This window comes from Qipengyuania sp. L-5Y (assembly GCF_056859455.1).
The window spans coordinates 136,209-153,529 of the sequence record NZ_JBSXOM010000027.1 but is presented as its reverse complement, the minus strand read 5'-3'; the positions used below and the strand labels follow the sequence as shown (position 1 = coordinate 153,529).

17 protein-coding genes are annotated in these 17,321 nt (G+C 60.9%); 12 read left to right on the top strand and 5 right to left on the bottom strand.

Features of this window, described 5'->3' with window-relative positions; translation table 11 throughout:
• Positions 1–6 precede the first annotated feature (6 nt).
• From AC13F2_RS06975 to AC13F2_RS06950, 6 genes are all read left to right on the top strand, one after another.
• On the top strand, positions 7–192 hold the full coding sequence (locus AC13F2_RS06975; protein WP_222827032.1) for a hypothetical protein: 186 nt from the start codon (positions 7–9) through the stop codon (positions 190–192).
• The gene (locus AC13F2_RS06970) at positions 185–1,567 is read left to right on the top strand and encodes a DUF5935 domain-containing protein (RefSeq protein ID WP_196847136.1); all 1,383 of its coding nucleotides are present in this window, start codon (positions 185–187) and stop codon (positions 1,565–1,567) included. Before AC13F2_RS06975 ends, AC13F2_RS06970 begins: the two co-directional genes overlap by 8 nt.
• A gap of 109 nt (positions 1,568–1,676) precedes the next feature.
• The gene (locus AC13F2_RS06965) at positions 1,677–2,126 is read left to right on the top strand and encodes a MaoC family dehydratase (RefSeq protein WP_103023968.1); all 450 of its coding nucleotides are present in this window, start codon (positions 1,677–1,679) and stop codon (positions 2,124–2,126) included.
• Between the two features lie 56 nt (positions 2,127–2,182).
• On the top strand, positions 2,183–3,361 hold the full coding sequence (locus tag AC13F2_RS06960; protein ID WP_482964734.1) for an acetyl-CoA C-acyltransferase: 1,179 nt from the start codon (positions 2,183–2,185) through the stop codon (positions 3,359–3,361).
• Between the two features lie 12 nt (positions 3,362–3,373).
• Positions 3,374–4,327, top strand: coding sequence for a DUF5996 family protein (locus tag AC13F2_RS06955; RefSeq protein ID WP_482964733.1), 954 nt, complete (start codon positions 3,374–3,376; stop codon positions 4,325–4,327).
• A 38-nt stretch (positions 4,328–4,365) separates the two neighbouring features.
• Positions 4,366–4,968, top strand: coding sequence for a DUF4126 domain-containing protein (locus tag AC13F2_RS06950; protein WP_482964732.1), 603 nt, complete (start codon positions 4,366–4,368; stop codon positions 4,966–4,968).
• 6 nt (positions 4,969–4,974) lie between these two features.
• On the opposite strand, the gene AC13F2_RS06945 is transcribed toward AC13F2_RS06950, so the two are convergent.
• Entirely contained in the window at positions 4,975–6,213 is a 1,239-nt protein-coding gene (locus tag AC13F2_RS06945) for a polyhydroxyalkanoate depolymerase (protein ID WP_301643231.1), read from the bottom strand.
• A 163-nt stretch (positions 6,214–6,376) separates the two neighbouring features.
• Between AC13F2_RS06945 and AC13F2_RS06940 the strand changes: the two genes are divergently transcribed.
• The 5 genes from AC13F2_RS06940 (at position 6,377) to AC13F2_RS06920 (ending at position 12,185) form a co-directional block, all read left to right on the top strand.
• Positions 6,377–8,206: an ABC transporter transmembrane domain-containing protein gene (locus AC13F2_RS06940; RefSeq protein WP_196847133.1), complete on the top strand. Its 1,830-nt coding sequence runs from the start codon at positions 6,377–6,379 to the stop codon at positions 8,204–8,206.
• 121 nt (positions 8,207–8,327) lie between these two features.
• Positions 8,328–10,451: a M13 family metallopeptidase gene (locus AC13F2_RS06935; protein WP_301643232.1), complete on the top strand. Its 2,124-nt coding sequence runs from the start codon at positions 8,328–8,330 to the stop codon at positions 10,449–10,451.
• 80 nt (positions 10,452–10,531) lie between these two features.
• Positions 10,532–11,347, top strand: coding sequence for an undecaprenyl-diphosphate phosphatase (locus AC13F2_RS06930; protein WP_369828439.1), 816 nt, complete (start codon positions 10,532–10,534; stop codon positions 11,345–11,347).
• Positions 11,348–11,459: 112 nt separating this feature from the next.
• A complete protein-coding gene (locus tag AC13F2_RS06925) occupies positions 11,460–11,714 on the top strand; it encodes a GlsB/YeaQ/YmgE family stress response membrane protein (protein ID WP_482964731.1) in 255 nt (84 codons plus the stop codon).
• Between the two features lie 210 nt (positions 11,715–11,924).
• A complete protein-coding gene (locus AC13F2_RS06920; RefSeq protein ID WP_103023977.1) occupies positions 11,925–12,185 on the top strand; it encodes a hypothetical protein in 261 nt (86 codons plus the stop codon).
• Between the two features lie 54 nt (positions 12,186–12,239).
• Here AC13F2_RS06920 and phhA read toward each other — a convergent pair whose 3' ends face one another.
• Positions 12,240–13,178 carry a phenylalanine 4-monooxygenase gene (phhA, locus tag AC13F2_RS06915; protein ID WP_103023978.1) on the bottom strand — a complete coding sequence of 313 codons (939 nt, stop codon included), beginning with the start codon at positions 13,176–13,178 and terminating at the stop codon, positions 12,240–12,242.
• A gap of 57 nt (positions 13,179–13,235) precedes the next feature.
• Here phhA and ppk2 point away from each other — a divergent pair, with 57 nt between their 5' ends.
• The gene (ppk2, locus tag AC13F2_RS06910; RefSeq protein WP_482964730.1) at positions 13,236–14,006 is read left to right on the top strand and encodes a polyphosphate kinase 2; all 771 of its coding nucleotides are present in this window, start codon (positions 13,236–13,238) and stop codon (positions 14,004–14,006) included.
• Here the strand turns inward: ppk2 and AC13F2_RS06905 are convergent.
• From AC13F2_RS06905 to AC13F2_RS06895, 3 genes are read right to left on the bottom strand one after another with little or no spacing between them, the layout of a single operon-like run.
• On the bottom strand, positions 14,003–14,860 hold the full coding sequence (locus tag AC13F2_RS06905) for an HTD2 family dehydratase (protein ID WP_482964729.1): 858 nt from the start codon (positions 14,858–14,860) through the stop codon (positions 14,003–14,005). The two genes, ppk2 and AC13F2_RS06905, sit on opposite strands and share 4 nt — an antisense overlap.
• Positions 14,857–16,089, bottom strand: a complete 1,233-nt coding sequence (locus AC13F2_RS06900) for an acetyl-CoA C-acetyltransferase (protein ID WP_482964728.1) — start codon at positions 16,087–16,089, stop codon at positions 14,857–14,859. The genes AC13F2_RS06905 and AC13F2_RS06900 overlap by 4 nt, the downstream gene beginning before the upstream one ends.
• Positions 16,090–16,092: 3 nt before the next feature.
• Entirely contained in the window at positions 16,093–17,319 is a 1,227-nt protein-coding gene (locus AC13F2_RS06895; protein WP_482964727.1) for a CoA transferase, read from the bottom strand.
• Positions 17,320–17,321 lie beyond the last annotated feature (2 nt).

Genomic DNA, 17,321 nt, shown 5'->3' with positions numbered 1-17,321 from the left:
CTGCACGTGATCGATTATTTTGCCCTTGCCCTTGCCCACGCGCTTCTCGTCATTGCGCTTTTGCGCATACTTGCGCGCGGCGAGCTCGACCGAGAGGAGGCATTAGGCGATGTGATCGCCGAGCCCGAGGAACATTCGACGGGAAAACGACCGGCTGGTACCCGCCAACGCAAGAAGCGCGGCGATGCTTGATGTAGCGCTCTTCCTGACCGTCATGGCCATGTTCCTGCTCGGTCTCAGGCGCCCGTTCATTTGGGTGCTGGCCTATCTCTATATCGATATTCTCGCGCCGCAGAAGATCGGGTGGACGCTGACGCCGATGCTGCCGATCTCGCTGATCGCATTCTTGCTGGCGTTTGCGGGATGGGCATTTGCGGACCCCAAGTCCGACACGAAGTTTACGCTGCGCCAGGGCATCATGTGCGCGCTGCTCGCCTACTGCTTCATGACCCTGCAATGGGCCGATTTCCCGATCGAGGCCCATGAAAAGTGGGATTGGGTATGGAAGGCGCTGGTCTTTGCCATCTTCCTGCCGGTCACGCTGATAACCCGCCTGCGGATCGAGGCTGCGGCGCTGGTGCTGGTGCTGACCGCAGGGGCGATCATCATTTCGGCAGGCATGAAGACGGCGCTCGGCGGTGGCGGGTACGAAAATCTCTATCTGTTCGTGAACGACAATTCGAACATCTACGAAAGTTCGACCCTGGCAACGGTTTCCATTGCGCTGATCCCGATCATCTTGTGGTTTACCAGGCATGGTACGATCTTCCCGCCCGACTGGCGTGTGAAGACCTTTGCCGGGTTGCTCATTTTCGCCTGCCTGCTGATTCCGATCGGCACCGAAGCGAGGACCGGCCTGCTCTGCATCGGCGTGCTCGGCATCCTGATGCTGCGCGATGTCAGGAACCGGCTGATGTATGTAATGGCCGCCGGCGCGCTGGGGGTTGCCGCGCTGCCCTTTCTTCCCGCCAGCTATTACGAACGCATGGCAACGCTGGGATCTGTCGAATCCGACGAATCGGCTTCGACCCGCATGCAGGTCTGGATGTGGACGCTGGATTATGTGTCCGAACATCCGCTGGGCGGCGGGTTCGACGCCTATCGCGGTAACAAGTTCACGTACCGCATGCCGGTAACACGCGAGGAAGGCGGTGCCCTGGTCACCGAAATACAGGATGTGACGGATGCAGGGCGCGCCTATCACTCCTCCTTCTTCGAGATGCTGGGCGAACAGGGCTGGCCGGGTCTGATCATGTGGCTCAGCCTGCATGCACTGGGCCTCCTGCAGATGGAGCGGATTCGCAGGAAGTGGCGGGACCGGACAAACCCTGCAGAACAGTGGCAGGGCCCGCTGGCAAGCGCATTGCAGTTTTCCAACATCGTCTATCTTGTCGGTGCAACCTTCCAGGGGATCGCCTATCAGCCGGTGTTCCTCATGCTCATCGGCTTGCAGATCGCTTTGTGGACCTATTGCCGAAAACGCGATTCGGCGCGTGAAGCAGCCGAGCACAAGGCGCGCCGTGACGCTCGTCGCGCGGCTGCTTCGGCCAAGCCCGCCATTCCGTAACGGCAGACTTCGCGCGGTTGCGCACCCCCTTTGCATGCGCCATGAGTCGCGCCGCATCGTGTGGTAGAGTCGCGCGAAACCAAGCGTTTTGAGTAGAGGAGAGGCGAGTATGAGCCCGCAGGAACTGGCAGAGAAGGTTGGACAGCAGATCGGCACCAGCGAATGGGTCGAAATGAGTCAGGACCGCATTAACAAATTTGCCGATGCGACCGGCGATCACCAGTTCATCCACATCGATGAAGAAAAGGCCAAGATGACGCCCTTTGGCGGGACCATCGCGCATGGCTTCCTCACATTGTCGATGATCCCCTATCTCGGCGCCAAGTCCGACATGCCCAAGATCGACGGCGTGAAGATGGGTGTGAATTATGGCGGTAACAAAACGCGCTTCATCTCGCCCGTTCGCAGCGGCAAGCGCATTCGCGGCCACTGGAAGCTGGTCGAAATGATCGAAAAGCGTCCCGGACAGTGGCAGCAGACCAGCGAGATCACCATGGAGATCGAGGGTGAGGAAAAGCCGGCCCTGATCTGCGAGTGGATCACCCAGATTTTCGTCTGATTTCCCCCTCCTCCCCGGTGAGGATCAGGTACATTTAGCAATCCAAGGAAATACCCATGCGTGACGCAGTCATCGTCTCCACCGCCCGCACCGCAATCGGCCGCGCTTACAAGGGCGGGTTCAACGACACCAAGGGGGCCACGCTCGGCGCTTATTCGCTGAAGCCCGCTATCGAACGCGCCGGCATCGAGCCGGGCGAAGTCGACGACGTATTGTGGGGCAGCGCGCTCCAGCAGGGCACGCAGGCCGGCAATCTTGCTCGGCAGGTGGCCCTGCGCGCCGGTTGCCCGATCGGCACCAGCGGCATGACCATCGACCGTCAGTGTTCAAGCGGCCTGATGAGCATCGCCACGGCGGCAAAGCAGATCATCACCGACCGCATGGATGTGGTCGCCGCCGGTGGTCAGGAGAGCATCAGTCTCGTCCAGACCAAGGAAATGCGCGTGATGCCGGATCCGGAACTGATGCAGATGCACGGCGCAATCTACATGCCCATGCTCCAGACTGCCGAGACGGTCGCGCAGCGGTATGGCATCAGCCGCGAGGCGCAGGACGAATATGCGCTGTCGAGCCAGCAGCGCACTGCCGCCGCACAGGAAGCAGGCCTGTTCGACGATGAAATCGTTCCTGTCACCACGACGCACAAGGTACAGGACAAGGAAACAGGCGAGATCTCTGATGTCGAGATCACCATCGCCAAGGACGAAGGCAATCGCCCCTCGACCACGCTGGAGGGGCTGCAGGCGCTCAAGCCGGTAATGGGTGAAGGCACCACGATCACGGCAGGCAACGCTTCGCAGCTGTCGGACGGTTCGTCGGCCAGCGTGTTGATGGAAGCCAAGGTTGCAGAAAAGAAAGGCCTGACACCGCTGGGCCGCTATGTCGGCATGGCGGTTGCGGGCACGGAACCCGATGAAATGGGTATCGGCCCGGTCTTCGCCATTCCCAAGCTGCTCGAGCGGTTCGATCTCAAGGTCGACGATATCGGCATCTGGGAGCTGAACGAGGCGTTTGCAGTGCAGGTGCTTTACTGCCGCGACAAGCTTGGCATCCCGGGCGATCTGCTCAACGTCAATGGCGGTTCGATCTCGATCGGCCACCCCTATGGCATGACCGGTGCGCGTTGCACCGGGCATGTGTTGCTCGAAGGCAAACGTCGCGGCGCCAAATACGGCGTCGTCACCATGTGCGTCGGCGGCGGTATGGGTGCAGCCGGCCTGTTCGAGATCTTCTAAGGAGAATTTTCGATGACCGAGCGCTGGCCAGAACTCGATTTCGCGGCCCAGCGCCCGGTCATCGAAAGCTTACATGCCTATCTTCAGGTGATCGGCAAACTGCCGACGCGCAGTTTGCCCTGGTGCAACCACAGCTGGCATCTCGCCTTGCGCGTGGTCCCTCGCGGGTTCCGAAGCTACCCTGTCTTCGCGCAGAATGGCGAAGCTGAGGTACTGGTGGACTGCCACCATTCGACCGTCGGGGTCGAGACATCGGCCAGCTTTGCCGAAAGCTTCGTAATTACCGGCCAGAGCGTTGCGGAATTCCATGACCAGCTGACTCAACTCCTTCGCGAGGCAGGAGTGGAAACCGACATATCCGGAGCCCCGAACGAAGTCGAAGACGCCGTTCCCTTTGCGCAGGATACGCGCGGCAGGGTGTGGAACCAACAGGCGATTTCGAAGATACATCGCGCCTTTTCCGACGCCAACCGGGTCTTCGAGCAATTCCGGACCGGCTTTGTCGGAAAATCCAGCCCCAGCCACCTATTCTGGGGAAGCTTCGATCTGGCAGTCACTCGTTTTTCCGGGCGGGAGGCGCCCGTGCATCCAGGCGGGTTTCCCAATCTTCCCGACGACGTGACGCGGGAGGCATACAGCCACGAAGTAGCAAGTGCCGGATTCTGGCTTGGCGGCGGGGGCGTCGAGGAAGCTGCATTTTATGCGTACGGTTATCCTTCGCCAGAAGGGCTGGAGAACGCGAAGGTTGGACCGCAAGCCGCCTATTGGCACGAACAGCTTGGTGAATGGGTGTTGCCCTATGCCCGCGTGCGCGCGTCGGGTGATCCGGACGCGATGCTGATGGAATTTCTCGAAACGAGTTATACCGCAGTGGCTGAGCTTGCGAATTGGGACCGGGCCGCGCTGGAAATTCCATTCGGTGCATACGGAAAGCCTTATGATGTGGCACATCATCGCGCCGATTGAGTTGTCCCAAGGGGCATTGGTGGCGTAGCCTCATAATCATGGGTGTGATGGAGATCATCGGCATAGCGGGGAGCGTGAGCCTGCTGGCGGGATGGCGGCTCTATCTGTGCATCTTTGCAACGGGCCTTGCCATGCGGATGAATGCGCTACCCTTGCCCGAGCATCTTGCCAGTCTCGACGTCTTGGCGAACCCATGGGTTATGTGCATTGCCGCGCTGGCGGCAATTGTGGAATTCCTTGCCGACAAGGTGATGTGGCTCGATACTGCCTGGGATGCCGTTCACACCATTGTCCGGCCGATCGGCGGGGCGCTGCTGGCGCTGGCAATCATCGATCCGTCCGATCCCGGTACGCAGGTAATCGCTTTTCTGCTCGGTGGCGGCGCGAGCCTTGCTGCTCATGCAGGTAAAGCCGGCGCCCGCGGAATGGTCAACGCCAGTCCCGAGCCAGTCAGCAATGTCGCCGTATCGACAGCGGAAGATGTGGCGACGGTCGGACTTTTGTATCTCGCTTATGAATTCCCGCTGCTGGCCGGCGGGATTGCACTGTTCCTGCTGGCCCTGACCATCACGCTACTCGTGATTATCCGGCGGGCGATTGGCAAGGTGCTGGCGCGGCGCAGACCGCCGCCGCCAGCGTGATCTGCCTCAGCCGTGCGCGGCGATGAATTCCTCTACCACCGGAGCGATCTTCCCGCGCCATTTGCTGCCGTTGAAAATGCCGTAATGGCCCGCGCCTTCCGCCATGTAATAACGCTTTTTCCTGTCCGACAGTTTGGGCGTCAGGTCGAGCGCGGCCTTCGTCTGGCCTAGACCTGAAATATCGTCACGCTCGCCTTCGATCGCGAGCAGAGCGGTCTCTGTAATGTCGGCAAGATCGACGGGTTTGTCGCGATGGACGAAAGTCCCGTTGGGGAGAGAATGCGTCTGGAACACCTCCTCCACCGTCTGGAGATAGAATTCGGCGGTCATGTCGCAAACGCTGCGATATTCGTCGTAGAAATCCTTGGTGGCCTGAGCGCTCTCGTCGTCGCCCACGGTGAGGTGTTTAAACATCTCGTAATGGCTCATCATGTGATTGCCGAGGTTCATGCTCATGAACCCGGCAAGCTGCATGAAGCCGGGATAGACGCGTCTTCCGGCCCCGCGATACTGCATCGGCACGGTGGCGATAACGCTGTGGCGGAACCATTCGATCGGACGTTCCATGGCGAGATCGTTGACGCTTGTCGGTGAACACCGCGTGTCGATCGGACCGCCCATCATGGTAAGCGTCTTGGGGGTGCAGGGATGCTTGTCGGCGTTCATGATCGCAGTCGCAGCGAACACCGGTACCGATGGCTGGCACACAGCCATTACGTTTGCGCCGGGCCCGATGTGTTCGAGATAGGCGATGACGTAATCGATGTAATCATCCAGATCGAATTCGCCTTCGTGCAGCGGCACGGTCTTGGCATCCGCCCAGTCGGTTACGAAAACGCGATAGTTTTCCAGCATCCGTTCGACCGTGCCGCGTAGAAGAGTGGCGTAGTGCCCGCTCATCGGCGCGACTACCAGAAGGCGCGGAGCATCTTCGGGCAAATCTTCGCGATAGAACTCTTTCAGATCGCCGAACGGCATGTTGACGACCGTTGATTCGATGACCGGGTGGGATTCGCCGCCCGCGTCAACGGCTTCGATGTTCCATGCCGGCTTGCCATAAGTGGCGGTGGCATGCGCGAACACTTCGAGTGCGCTCGCCGCGATAGGGCCGATATTCATGTAGCCCATGGGGCCTACGTAATTCAAAGGATTGGCCGGATTGTTCAGCATTTCCACCCCGATCGAGGCGAAAGTGCTGGCCGAATTGAGCCAGCTGCGCTGGAGTTCATGGGCGTGGTAAAGCAATGCGTATCCCCTGCTGACCCGGCCTTTTTTCTTGTCTCGTACCGGGCGAAAGACAGCTATCCTGCCTTTCCGGCATCTCTTGTGCAATGCACAAATTACCAAATTGTGCCTTCGCGCGTGCAGCAGAGTGGATTTTCCGCGCCCGCCCACCTAACTGAATGCCATGGGATCCAAGGACGATACCGAAACCGAGGGCCGCAGACGTTTTTCGCGTAAGCGGACGGCCAAGGACAATCCGCGCGAACGCTCTCTTCGCCCCTTGAGGATGGTTTATCGTGCCGGCGCCAATTATCCCGGCCACGTCGCGTTGGCTCTGGTTGCTCTGTGCATTACCGCCGCCGCGACGCTCGCCATTCCGGCAGGCTTCAAGCTGGTGATCGATCGCGGCTTCGCCGATGGTGCCGACCCGGGCAACATCGCGCGCTGGTTTCAGTATCTTCTCATGATCGTGGGCGTTCTGGCCATTGGAACGGCCATGCGGTTCTATTTCGTGAGCTGGCTGGGTGAACGCGTTGTCGCCGACATTCGGTTGCGTGTGCAGGAAAATCTGCTGCGACTGGCGCCGGGTTTCTATGAAGAAAACAGTCCGAAAGAAATCTCCAGCCGGATGACCAGCGATACGGCGCTGATCGAGCAAGTGGTGGGCACAACCGTATCGGTTGCGCTTCGTAATCTTCTCATGGCGATCGGCGGGACGGCCTATCTGTTCTGGCTGGTGCCGGGGCTCACCATGGGGCTGCTCCTGCTCATCCCCGCAATCATTATTCCCATAACCATATTCGGACGGCGGCTGCGCAAGGTGTCGCGCACCAGCCAGGATCGGGTGGCCGATATCGGCGCGATGGTCACCGAAGTGCTCTCGGCCATGAAGATCGTTCAAGGTTTCAACCAGGAAGGCCGCGAGCACGGTCGGTTCCAGGAGGCGGTCGAGCGTACCTTCTCCGTCGCGAGGCGCCGGGTCATGATCCGCGCAGCCATGACTGCTGTCGTCATCCTGCTGGTGTTCGGCGGAATTACCCTGCTGGTCTGGCGGGGCGCGCAGGCTGTAAGCGAAGGAACGATCACAGGCGGGACGATTGCGGCTTTCGTCTTGACGGCAGGCCTCGTCGCCGGCGCCATCGGAGCGCTTACCGAGGTATACGGGGACTTGTTACGCGGTGCGGGCGCGGCAAGCCGCCTATCCGAATTGCTCGATGAAAAGCCTGTGATTACCGCTCCTGCCCGTCCGCAGGAACTACCCGTTCCCCCGCGGGGCGGGCTATCCTTCCGCAATGTGACTTTTCGTTACCCCACGCGGCTGGAAGCTCCGGCAATCACCGATTTCAGTCTCGAGGTTGAGCCAGGAGAGACAGTTGCCATCGTCGGGCCTTCGGGTGCAGGCAAGTCGACGATTTTTCAGCTGGCCGAGCGGTTCTACGATCCGCAGGCAGGCTCCATCCGCCTCGACGGAATCCCGCTAACGGGCGCTGACCCCGCCGAAGTGCGGCGTCGTATCGCCTATGTACCCCAGGAAGGGGTTCTCTTCAGCGCCAATGCACGCGATAACCTGCGCTATGGAAATTGGGACGCAAGCGAGGAAGATATCTGGGCAGCGGCGCGCGCTGCCAATGCGTCCGGCTTCCTGCAGAAACTTCCGCAGGGCCTCGATACCTATCTCGGGGAAAGCGGTACTCAGCTGTCTGGCGGTCAGCGCCAACGCATAGCCATTGCCCGCGCTTTGCTACGCGATGCGCCGATCCTGCTGCTTGACGAGGCGACCAGCGCGCTGGATGCGGAAAGCGAACGCCTGGTGCAGGATGCGCTGGAACATCTGATGGAAGATCGCACCACGCTGGTTATTGCGCATCGCCTTTCCACTGTTCGTGCAGCAGACCGTATCGTGGTGATGGAAGATGGCCGGATCGTTGAACAGGGAACGCACCAGCAGCTTTCCTCGAATGGCGGTCTCTATGCGCGGCTGGCTTCGCTACAATTCGGGCTCGAAAGCGCCTGATCCTTCTGCGGACTGCCCGTGCGCTCCGATGAACCGCTTCGCCGCTACGACCAAACGTGTTAGATCGCGAGGCCTGAGGCCCGTTCGGGCCGGTCGCATTGAATCTCGGGAGAATGCAGAAATGATCCGTACCATGCTTGCCGCTGGCGCGAGTGCGCTTGCGTTGACGCTGGCCGCACCTGTTGCCGCACAGGACGAAACCGATACGCCCCTACCCACGATGAGCTTCGGCGAATGGGGTTTCGATCCCGCCTATATCTCGCAGGACATCGAGCCGGGCGACGACTTTTTCGCCTATGCGAACCAGAAGTGGCTCGAGGCCAATCCGCTCCCTGCGGAATTCAGCCGTTTCGGCGCATTCAATCTGCTTCGTGAAAAGTCGACGAGCGATGTTCAGACGCTGGTAAACGAGCTTCTCAAGAAAGACGCTTCCACTCTCTCGGCCGATGAGAAGCGCATTGTCGATGCATACAATGCCTACCTCGACACGAACAGCATCGAGGCCGCGGGTCTTACCAACATCAAGCCCTATCTGGACGCGATAGACGGCGCGGAAACCCCGGCAGCGCTCGCCTCGCTCTGGGCAACGCCTGGCTATGCTTCGCCCTTGGGCGGTTATGTTTCTGTCGATGCGAAAGAACCGAGCCGGTACTCTGTCTATCTGGGGTCGGGTGGCCTCGGTCTGCCGGATCGCGATTATTATCTCGACGACAGCGAGAAGGGCCGCAACATCCAGGCCAAGTATCGCGAATATCTGGCGTTTCTGCTGGGCGAAGCGGGCTATGCGGATGCTGCCGGCATGGCCCAGAAAGTGTATGATTTCGAAGACACCATCGCCCGCACCGTAAGCTGGGACCGTGCAACGCGGCGCAACCGGGACCTCACCTACACAGCTCTGACACACGCCCAGGTGGACGAACTCGCCAATGGCTTCCCGCTCGAGACCATGCTGCAGAAGATGGGTCTTGGGCAGACCGATCGTTTCATCGTGAGCGACATGCCGCCGAGCGCCGAACGCGCGGCGGAACTTGGGCTGGACGAAGCGACGCTGGCGAAGATCGGCGGAGGCACTCCGGCGATGACAACGCTCATCATGAATACGCCTGTCGATGTATTGCAGGCGTGGACGGCCAAGGAGATGCTGGAAAACAACGCGGCGATCCTGCCCAAGCGGTTCGACGATGCCGATTTCGCTTTTTACGGCACTTTGCTGCAGGGCACGCCCGAACAGCGCCCGCGTTGGAAGCGCTCGATCGCGGCTACCGAAGGCATGCTCGGCGAACTCGTCGGCAAGTCCTATGTCGAACGCTATTTCCCCGCAGAGAACAAGGCCGCAATGATCGACCTGGTCAGCAATCTGCGCAAGGCGCTTGCCGAAAGCATCGATGAAATCGACTGGATGAGCGATGCGACCAAGCGCGAAGCTATGGCCAAGCTCGACAGCTTCGATCCAAAGATCGGCTATCGCGATAATCTCGAGACCTATCCGGATCTCGCTATCACAGCCGGCAATCCGGTTGCGAACAGCATGGCGGCCGCCGAATGGGGCTGGCAGGACATGGTCTCCAAGCTCGGCCAGCCGATCGACCGGACCGAATGGTTCATGCTGCCGCAGACGGTGAATGCCTATTACAACTCGACCAAGAACGAGATCGTGTTTCCCGCTGCCATCCTGCAGCAGCCCTTCTTCGGCATAAGTGCCGATGATGCGGTGAATTACGGCGGCATCGGCGCTGTAATCGGCCACGAAATGGGCCACGGCTTCGACGATCAGGGTTCCAAATCGGACGCAACCGGCATGCTTCGCAACTGGTGGACCGACGCTGACCGCCAGGCTTTCGACAAGCTCGGAAACGCAGTAGTCGCGCAATACGACCAGTTCTGCCCGCTCGATGACGGCGAAACCTGCGTGAACGGACGGCTCACGCTTGGCGAAAATATCGGCGACCTTGGCGGACTGAGCCTTGCCTACCGCGCCTACAAGCTATCGCTCAACGGCCAGGAAGACGAAGTCATCGACGGGCTCACCGGCGATCAGCGCTTCTTCCTGGGCTGGGCGCAGGTCTGGCGCTCGCAGCAGCGCGAGGACGCCGCTCGTCAGCGTCTGCGTACCGACCCGCACAGTCCCGAAGAATACCGGGTCAACGGCGTCGTGCGCAATATGGACGAATGGTACGAAGCTTTCGGCGTGACGCCGGATGATGAACTCTACCTTCCGCCGGAAGAGCGCGTCCGTATCTGGTAAAGCCCGGTTTGCCGGTAATCTGCCATGGGGCGGAGCGGGTCGCTTGACTTGCTCCGCCCTTTCTTCATGGACGCATGCGCATGAACGATTATCTCACCGCGATCTTCCTCGGCATCGTCGAAGGACTGACCGAATTCATCCCGGTATCCTCGACCGGACATCTCATTCTCGCTACCGAATTGTCGGGCGCCGATCCGAGCGAATGGGCGATGTTCAATGTGGTGATCCAGCTCGGTGCCATTCTGGCGGTGGTGTATCAGTATTGGGGCACGTTCTGGTCTGCTGGGATGGGCGTTCTGCGGCGCGAGCGGGAAGGTCTCATGTTCGCCCGCAACATTCTGCTCGGCTTTCTGCCCAGCGCCGTTATCGGCTTCACGCTTTACGAAAATTTCGAGGCCATGCTCGGCAATCCCGGCATCGTCCCCTGGGCGCTGATCGCTGGCGGTATCGCCATCATCGTGATCGAACGGCTCGCCAAACCGCGTGAGGACGGTCAGGGTGTTGCCGATCTGTCTTTGACAAAGGTTCTGGCGGTCGGTTTCGCCCAGTGTCTGGCCATGGTGCCGGGCGTCAGTCGTTCGGGCGCAACCATCATGGGCGCGCTGGCCATGGGCATCAACCGCAAGACCGCAGCGGAGTTTTCATTCTTCCTCGCCGTGCCAACGATGGTTGGCGCGACCACCTTGGAAATGGCGACCAAATACGATCAGTTGATGGCGGGGGCGACGCGCGTCGGCTGGGACGAAATCGCGATCGGCTTCGTCGTGAGCTTTATCGTCGCGCTCTTCGTGATCCGAGCCTTCGTCGCTTTCGTCAGCCGGAACGGTTTCACGCCCTTTGGCTGGTACCGGATTGTTGCGGGCACAGCGGCGCTGCTGTGGCTCGGCCTCGTGTAGCAGGTGTTGCAATATTGCGGCACCGATGTTTCCATTCGGCAGATTTGGCGGAACCTTTGCCCGCCTGCGCGTTTTTCCAATTCGTATGAAACGCAAATGTAAGTAGGCACCGATGGGTTTGTTGATCCTGATTGTCGTGGGCGCTCTTCTGGGATGGTTGGCAACAATCATCCTTCGTATCGAGGATGGTCGCGGCATTTTGGCCAATGCACTGATCGGCGTGCTCGGTTCGCTGGTAACCGGCCTTATCGCCGGAAACGGGGCGATTTTCGGCACGGTAAGTGGGACAGCCCTACTGTGGGCCGTGCTTGGATCGGCTGTCGCCATCGGGCTGTTCAATCTCGTACGACAGCGCGCTTACAGCTAAACCGGTCGCCCGATATCTTGGGGTTTCCCGACGCGTCCCGGTCCTTTGCCGTGGCGCGTTTCTTACTTTGCTCAATACGTTCGACCGTGAATGGAGAAAGACGGGAACTCGCATCTGTCCGGCCCGTTCATCACATTCTCGCCGCATTTCGTTTACGGCGTTAACACGGCGTCGCCATTGCGGCGCGATACAAGGTCAAGGGGAATACACATGAAATTCACCAAAGCTTCGCTCGTCGTTTCGGCTGCCGCTCTTAGCCTCGGCCTCGCCGCTTGCGACGGCCCGAACGAAAACGCCATGGAAGATGCCGGCGAACAGCAGGCAGAAGCCGTCAACGAACGTGTTGATGCCATGGAAGACGCTGGCACGATCAGCGACGCACAGTCGGACGCTATCACCGACCAGGCAGAAGATAAGGCAGATGCCATGGAAGAGCAGGGCGAAGCCATGGATGATGCCCAGGGCATGTAAGCTCTGAGTTATTCTAACGACAACGGCCCCGGAGCGATCCGGGGCCGTTTTCGTTTAAACAGGCTTTGCGCCGGACCCGCGCCCGCCGCGCAGAGTGTATTCCAAAGTGCCCCGGTTCACCACGTAGTCGACGTCGATCACTGCCGTATTGGCGTAGGTGAAACCGGGCCCCAGGTTCCGATAGAGCTTGTCGAAATCGCGCTCCACTGTCTGGCGGTAGAGATCCTCGAAGCTTTCGATGACGAAATATGTCGGCTGCAAATCGCTGATGACATAATCGGTGCGCATCACACGATCCACGTTCAGCATGATGCGGTTGGGGCTTTCCGCCTCGATTGCGTAGACCACCTCGGTCGGGCCCGACAGAATGCCGGCGCCATAAGCCTTGATGCCGTCTTTTTCCTCGATCAGCCCGAATTCCACCGTGTACCAGTAAAGCGAGCCCAGTGCCTTGAGGCGATTATGCCGCATGGCTTTCCAACCCGCGCGGCCATATTCCTGCATATAGTCGGCATAGACCGGATCGGTCAGCATCGGGACATGCCCGAATACGTCGTGGAAGACGTCGGGCTCCTGGATGTAATCGAAGGTTTCGCGCGTGCGGATGAAATTGCCCGCAGGAAACCGGCGGTTGGCCAGATGCCAGAAGAACACATGATCAGGGATGAGCATCGGCACGGGAACGACGCTCCACCCGGTCAAGGCGGTCAGGTCTTCCGAAAGCTTGCCGAATTCCGGCACACCGCCGCGATTGAGATTAAGCTTCTGTAGCCCGGCCATGAAAGCGCTCGCTGCCCGCCCCGGCAAAACGCCCATCTGGCGCTCGAACAGATCGTTCCAGATTGCATCATCATCGCTATCGTACTGCGTCTGCTGGGGTTCGAGCCAGTCGTCGCCGACATGATCCGGCTTCTTCAGCGGTGCGGTGAATACCTCTGCCGGAAGGTCGGGTAGCCGGCTAAAGTCCTGTTCGGTTTCTTCGAATGTAGCCATATTGTTGCTGTTGATACTAGCATTGCGTTCACCATTCAAATCTGGCGCGGGAAAACCATGAAAAAGAGCGATTACGAAGCCGAGTTGACGCCGATGAAGACCGAACTTGTCGGGATGGCACGCTGGGCGCGCGCGACGGGTCAGCGGATCGTGGTCCTGTTCGAAGGTCGGGATACGGCAGGGAAGGGCGGCGCCATCCGCGCCGTGTCCGAACCACTGAACCCGCGCCAATGCCACATCGTAGCGCTGCCGAAGCCCACCGATACGCAGCAGACCCAGTGGTATTTTCAGCGTTATGTCGAACATCTTCCCAGTGCCGGAGAAATCGTGCTGTTCGACCGCAGCTGGTACAACCGGGCCGGGGTGGAAAAGGTGATGGGCTATGCCGGGGAAAGGCAGGTCGGCGCTTTCCTTTCACAGGCGCCGATATTCGAAAAGCAGTTGGTCGATGATGGGATACTGTTGTTCAAATATTGGCTGACCACCGATCAGGCCCGGCAGGAAGAGCGGCTGCGAGAACGGCTCGATGATCCGTTGAAGCGCTGGAAGCTGTCTCCAGTCGATCTGGCAGCACGGGACAAGTACAAGGCCTATACCGAGGCGCGCGAAGCCATGCTGTCCGCCACGCATACGGAATGGGCCCCGTGGACACTGGTGGATTTCAACGATCAGAAGCGTGGTCGGTTGACGCTGGTGCGCGATCTGCTCGATCGGCTCCCCGATACGAATGTGCCGCCCGAAGATATAGAACTGCCCGAACTCGGGCATGAACCGCAGGCGGAACGTTACACGGTGCTTCAACCCATCACAGACTATCCGCTGAATTAAGCCAGGCTGGCAGAAGCTTTCGTCACCTGACGCCCGTCGGTTGCGAAAGCACCCATTTCGATTGCCTCTCCCGCGCCCCGCATGACGAGGTGCAGGGGCTCGCCCGCTATTGCGGGGCTCACGCCACGAAAGGAGAAGCTCGCCAGACGGTTTTCGCCGAAACTTCCTGCAGCACATTGCAGCAGCAAGCTCGCAATCAGCGGCCCGTGGACGACCAATCCACGATAGCGCTCTACATCGCGCGCATAGGGTGCGTCGTAATGGATGCGATGGGTGTTGAAGGTGAGGGCGGAAAAACGGAACAGCAGTCGCTCGTCGGGTGTGGCGATGTGGTGGGCCTCCCATGCGGAAGGATCGAAGGTCTCGCCTGTCGGCTCCGGTGGAACCAGAGGCGCCGCGCTATCCTGCGCCTCCAGGTAGACGAGCGTTTGTCGTTCGGTCACTGCCAGTTGCCCGTCGGCGCCGGTCTCGTGTTCGATGTCGACGAAAACCATGTCGCCCCGGTTTCCCGACTTGGCTTCGATGGAAACCACGCGGCTCACGCGATCTATGGCCGAGCCTATGGATATCGGGGCGTGAAACCGGATGGCACTCGATGCCCACATGCGCCTTGGCAAAGGCACTGGCGGGAGGAAGCTGGCCGGACTGTCCTCGCGCGAAGGGTGACCGTCCGCACCAAGTTGGCCTGTTCGCGCCTCGGGCGTGCACAAGCAGAGGTGAATGCCCTGCGGCATCGCATCGCCCGGGGGGGCATCGCGGTCGAAGGTTGCGCACCAGCGCGCGGCAAGCGGCGGGTCGAGCTGGTCGGCACTGCGTTGCTCACGCCCGATCCAGTCCGACCACTCAGTCGTCATGCGGCGCGCTCGAATACCGCAGCCATGCCCTGACCCCCACCGATGCACATGGTTTCAAGTCCATAGCGGGCTTCGCGGCGTTGCATCTCGTGCGCCATGTCCGCGAGGATGCGGATGCCGGTCGCGCCGATCGGGTGGCCAAGCGATATGCCGGAGCCGTTGACGTTGACGATCTCGCGTCGGCTGTCGTCCTCGCCGAAGCCCCAGCCTTTCATCACGGCGAGCGCCTGAGGGGCAAATGCCTCGTTGAGTTCTATCAGATCGATATCGTCCCAGCCGAGGCCGTTCCTGGCAAACAACCGTTCGACAGCCGGGACCGGCCCGATACCCATGCGGCTGGGATCGCAGCCGGCCGCGCTCCACGAGTGGAACCAGACAATGGGTTCGAGGCCGAGTTCCTCGACCTTGTCTTCGGCGACGACGAGGCAGGCCGCCGCCGCATCGTTCTGCTGGCTGGCGTTGCCGGCCGTCACGATGGCATCCGGGTCGCGCTTCACATCGATGGCGCGCAGGGCCCCGAGCGTTTCGATGGTTGCGTCGGAGCGGAAGCCCTCGTCCCTGCCGAAGACGAGCGGATCGCCCTTGCGCTGCGGGATTTCCACCGGGACCAACTGGTCATCGAACTTGCCTTCGTCCCATGCGCGGGCGGCGTTCTGATGGCTGCGCGCAGCGAAGGCATCGGCCTCTTCGCGCGTAATTCCGTAATCCTTGGCGAGGTTTTCCGCCGTTTCGATCATGCCGGTGATGACGCCGTACCGTTCGATCGGCTGGCTCATCAGGCGGCCGCGGGTCAGGCGATCCCACAGTTGCAGGTCGCCGAGGCGGGAGCCGTGACGGGCCTTGGTCGTGTAATGTTCGACATTCGACATGCTTTCGACACCGCCAGCCAGCACGCAATCGGCGACGCCGGTCTGCACCATCATGGCGGCCGTTGCGACGGCTTGCAGGCCCGAGCCGCAGCGGCGGTCGAGCTGGAAGCCGGGGACTTCTTCCGGATAGCCTGCCGCCAGCCAGCTCCAGTGGCCGATGGCCGGCGCTTCGCCGCTGCCATAGCCTTGGCTAAAGACGACATCGTCGACGCGCGTAGGATCGATCCCGCTGCGTTCCACCAGAGCCTTGATGATGATGGCGCCAAGCTGCCCCGCCTCGAGCGGAGCGAGGGCGCCGAGAAAGCGCCCGACCGGGGTCCTGAGCGGCTTGCAGATGGCTACGCGGCGGTTGGTCGTCATGGGTCAGTCCTTGTCAGAAAGGCGGGCGATGCCCCGGTCGACGAGATCGCCGATGGCGCCGGAGGCGAGGCCGAGGCGGTCGGCCAGGACTTCCTCGGTGTGCTGGCCCAAGTAGGGAGCGGCCCGGGGCAATCCTGCATCGAGGGTGGGGATATTGGCGAAGCTGCGGGTTGCAGGGTATTCGAAGCCGCTGGGGTTGGCCGGGGAGGGCCCGAAAAGAGGGTTTTCCGTCACCAGTTCCGCATCGTTGGCGGCTTCGTGCATGGTACGATAGCGCTCGAACGTGGTGCCGTGCTGCGTCAGACGGTCCGACAACGCATGCCAATCATACGTTTGACTGCGGGTGCCGAACAGCTCGAACAGTCGGTGCCGGTGTTCGAAACGCGGCCGATCACCGTCGGCGAAGCGCACGTTCAGTTCGTTTTCGAGTTCGGCGATCTCATCGGCGAGATCGAAAGCCGCGACGAGGCCGTCCCATTGCTTGGCCGTCAGCGCGGCGACCATGAAGCGCACGCCATCGCGGCTGCGGAAATCGCGCCCGAATGCGCCCCAGATGGCATTGCCAAGCCGTTCGCGGTCGGCGCCGCGATAGAGCATTTCGGCCATGGCGCCGCTATTGGCCATGGTGCCGATGGCGACATCGCCGAGCGGCACGCGGATTTCGCTGCCCTCGCCGCTCGCGTCGCGGTGGCGCAGGCCCGCGAGCAGAGCGAAAGCGCAATAGGCGCCGGTGACGAAGTCCCAGGCGGGTAGCACCTGGTTGACCGGCGGCGCGGTGGCCGGGTCCCAGTCTTCCGGGCCGCACATGAGCGGGTAGCCGCTGGCGGCGTTGACGGTGAAGTCCATCGCCTGCCGGCCATCGTGCCAGCCCATGATGCGCACGCTGACCAGATCCGGACGCCTGTCAGCGATGGCGCCATGTGAAAGGAAGCTCTTTTCCGGCAGGTTGGTGATCAGATTGCCGGTCTTCGCCGACAGTTCGACCAGCAATTCCCGCCCTTCGCCGCTGCGCAGGTCGAGCGCGACGGACTTCTTCGCCCGGTTGAGATTTTCCCAGCTGAGCGAACGGCCTTCCTCCGTCAGCATGTAGCGATCGTAATCGAGCCCGCCCGCCTTGTGATCGACGCGGATGACTTCCGCCCCCATCTGCGCGCAGTACAGACCCGCCGTCGGCGAGGCGACGAAGCTCGACGCCTCGATGATGCTCAGACCCGATAGAAGGTCGTACATTC

Bases quoted from the DNA above. Each gene is read 5' to 3' on its own strand.
- AC13F2_RS06970 (WP_196847136.1), top strand. From the start codon at position 185: ATGCTTGATGTAGCGCTCTTCCTGACCGTCATGGCCATGTTCCTGCTC.
- AC13F2_RS06965 (WP_103023968.1), top strand. From the start codon at position 1,677: ATGAGCCCGCAGGAACTGGCAGAGAAGGTTGGACAGCAGATCGGCACC.
- AC13F2_RS06960 (WP_482964734.1), top strand. From the start codon at position 2,183: ATGCGTGACGCAGTCATCGTCTCCACCGCCCGCACCGCAATCGGCCGC.
- AC13F2_RS06955 (WP_482964733.1), top strand. From the start codon at position 3,374: ATGACCGAGCGCTGGCCAGAACTCGATTTCGCGGCCCAGCGCCCGGTC.
- AC13F2_RS06950 (WP_482964732.1), top strand. From the start codon at position 4,366: ATGGGTGTGATGGAGATCATCGGCATAGCGGGGAGCGTGAGCCTGCTG.
- AC13F2_RS06940 (WP_196847133.1), top strand. From the start codon at position 6,377: ATGGGATCCAAGGACGATACCGAAACCGAGGGCCGCAGACGTTTTTCG.
- AC13F2_RS06935 (WP_301643232.1), top strand. From the start codon at position 8,328: ATGATCCGTACCATGCTTGCCGCTGGCGCGAGTGCGCTTGCGTTGACG.
- AC13F2_RS06930 (WP_369828439.1), top strand. From the start codon at position 10,532: ATGAACGATTATCTCACCGCGATCTTCCTCGGCATCGTCGAAGGACTG.
- AC13F2_RS06925 (WP_482964731.1), top strand. From the start codon at position 11,460: ATGGGTTTGTTGATCCTGATTGTCGTGGGCGCTCTTCTGGGATGGTTG.
- AC13F2_RS06920 (WP_103023977.1), top strand. From the start codon at position 11,925: ATGAAATTCACCAAAGCTTCGCTCGTCGTTTCGGCTGCCGCTCTTAGC.
- phhA (WP_103023978.1), bottom strand. From the start codon at position 13,178: ATGGCTACATTCGAAGAAACCGAACAGGACTTTAGCCGGCTACCCGAC.
- ppk2 (WP_482964730.1), top strand. From the start codon at position 13,236: ATGAAAAAGAGCGATTACGAAGCCGAGTTGACGCCGATGAAGACCGAA.
- AC13F2_RS06905 (WP_482964729.1), bottom strand. From the start codon at position 14,860: ATGACGACTGAGTGGTCGGACTGGATCGGGCGTGAGCAACGCAGTGCC.
- AC13F2_RS06900 (WP_482964728.1), bottom strand. From the start codon at position 16,089: ATGACGACCAACCGCCGCGTAGCCATCTGCAAGCCGCTCAGGACCCCG.
- AC13F2_RS06895 (WP_482964727.1), bottom strand. From the start codon at position 17,319: ATGTACGACCTTCTATCGGGTCTGAGCATCATCGAGGCGTCGAGCTTC.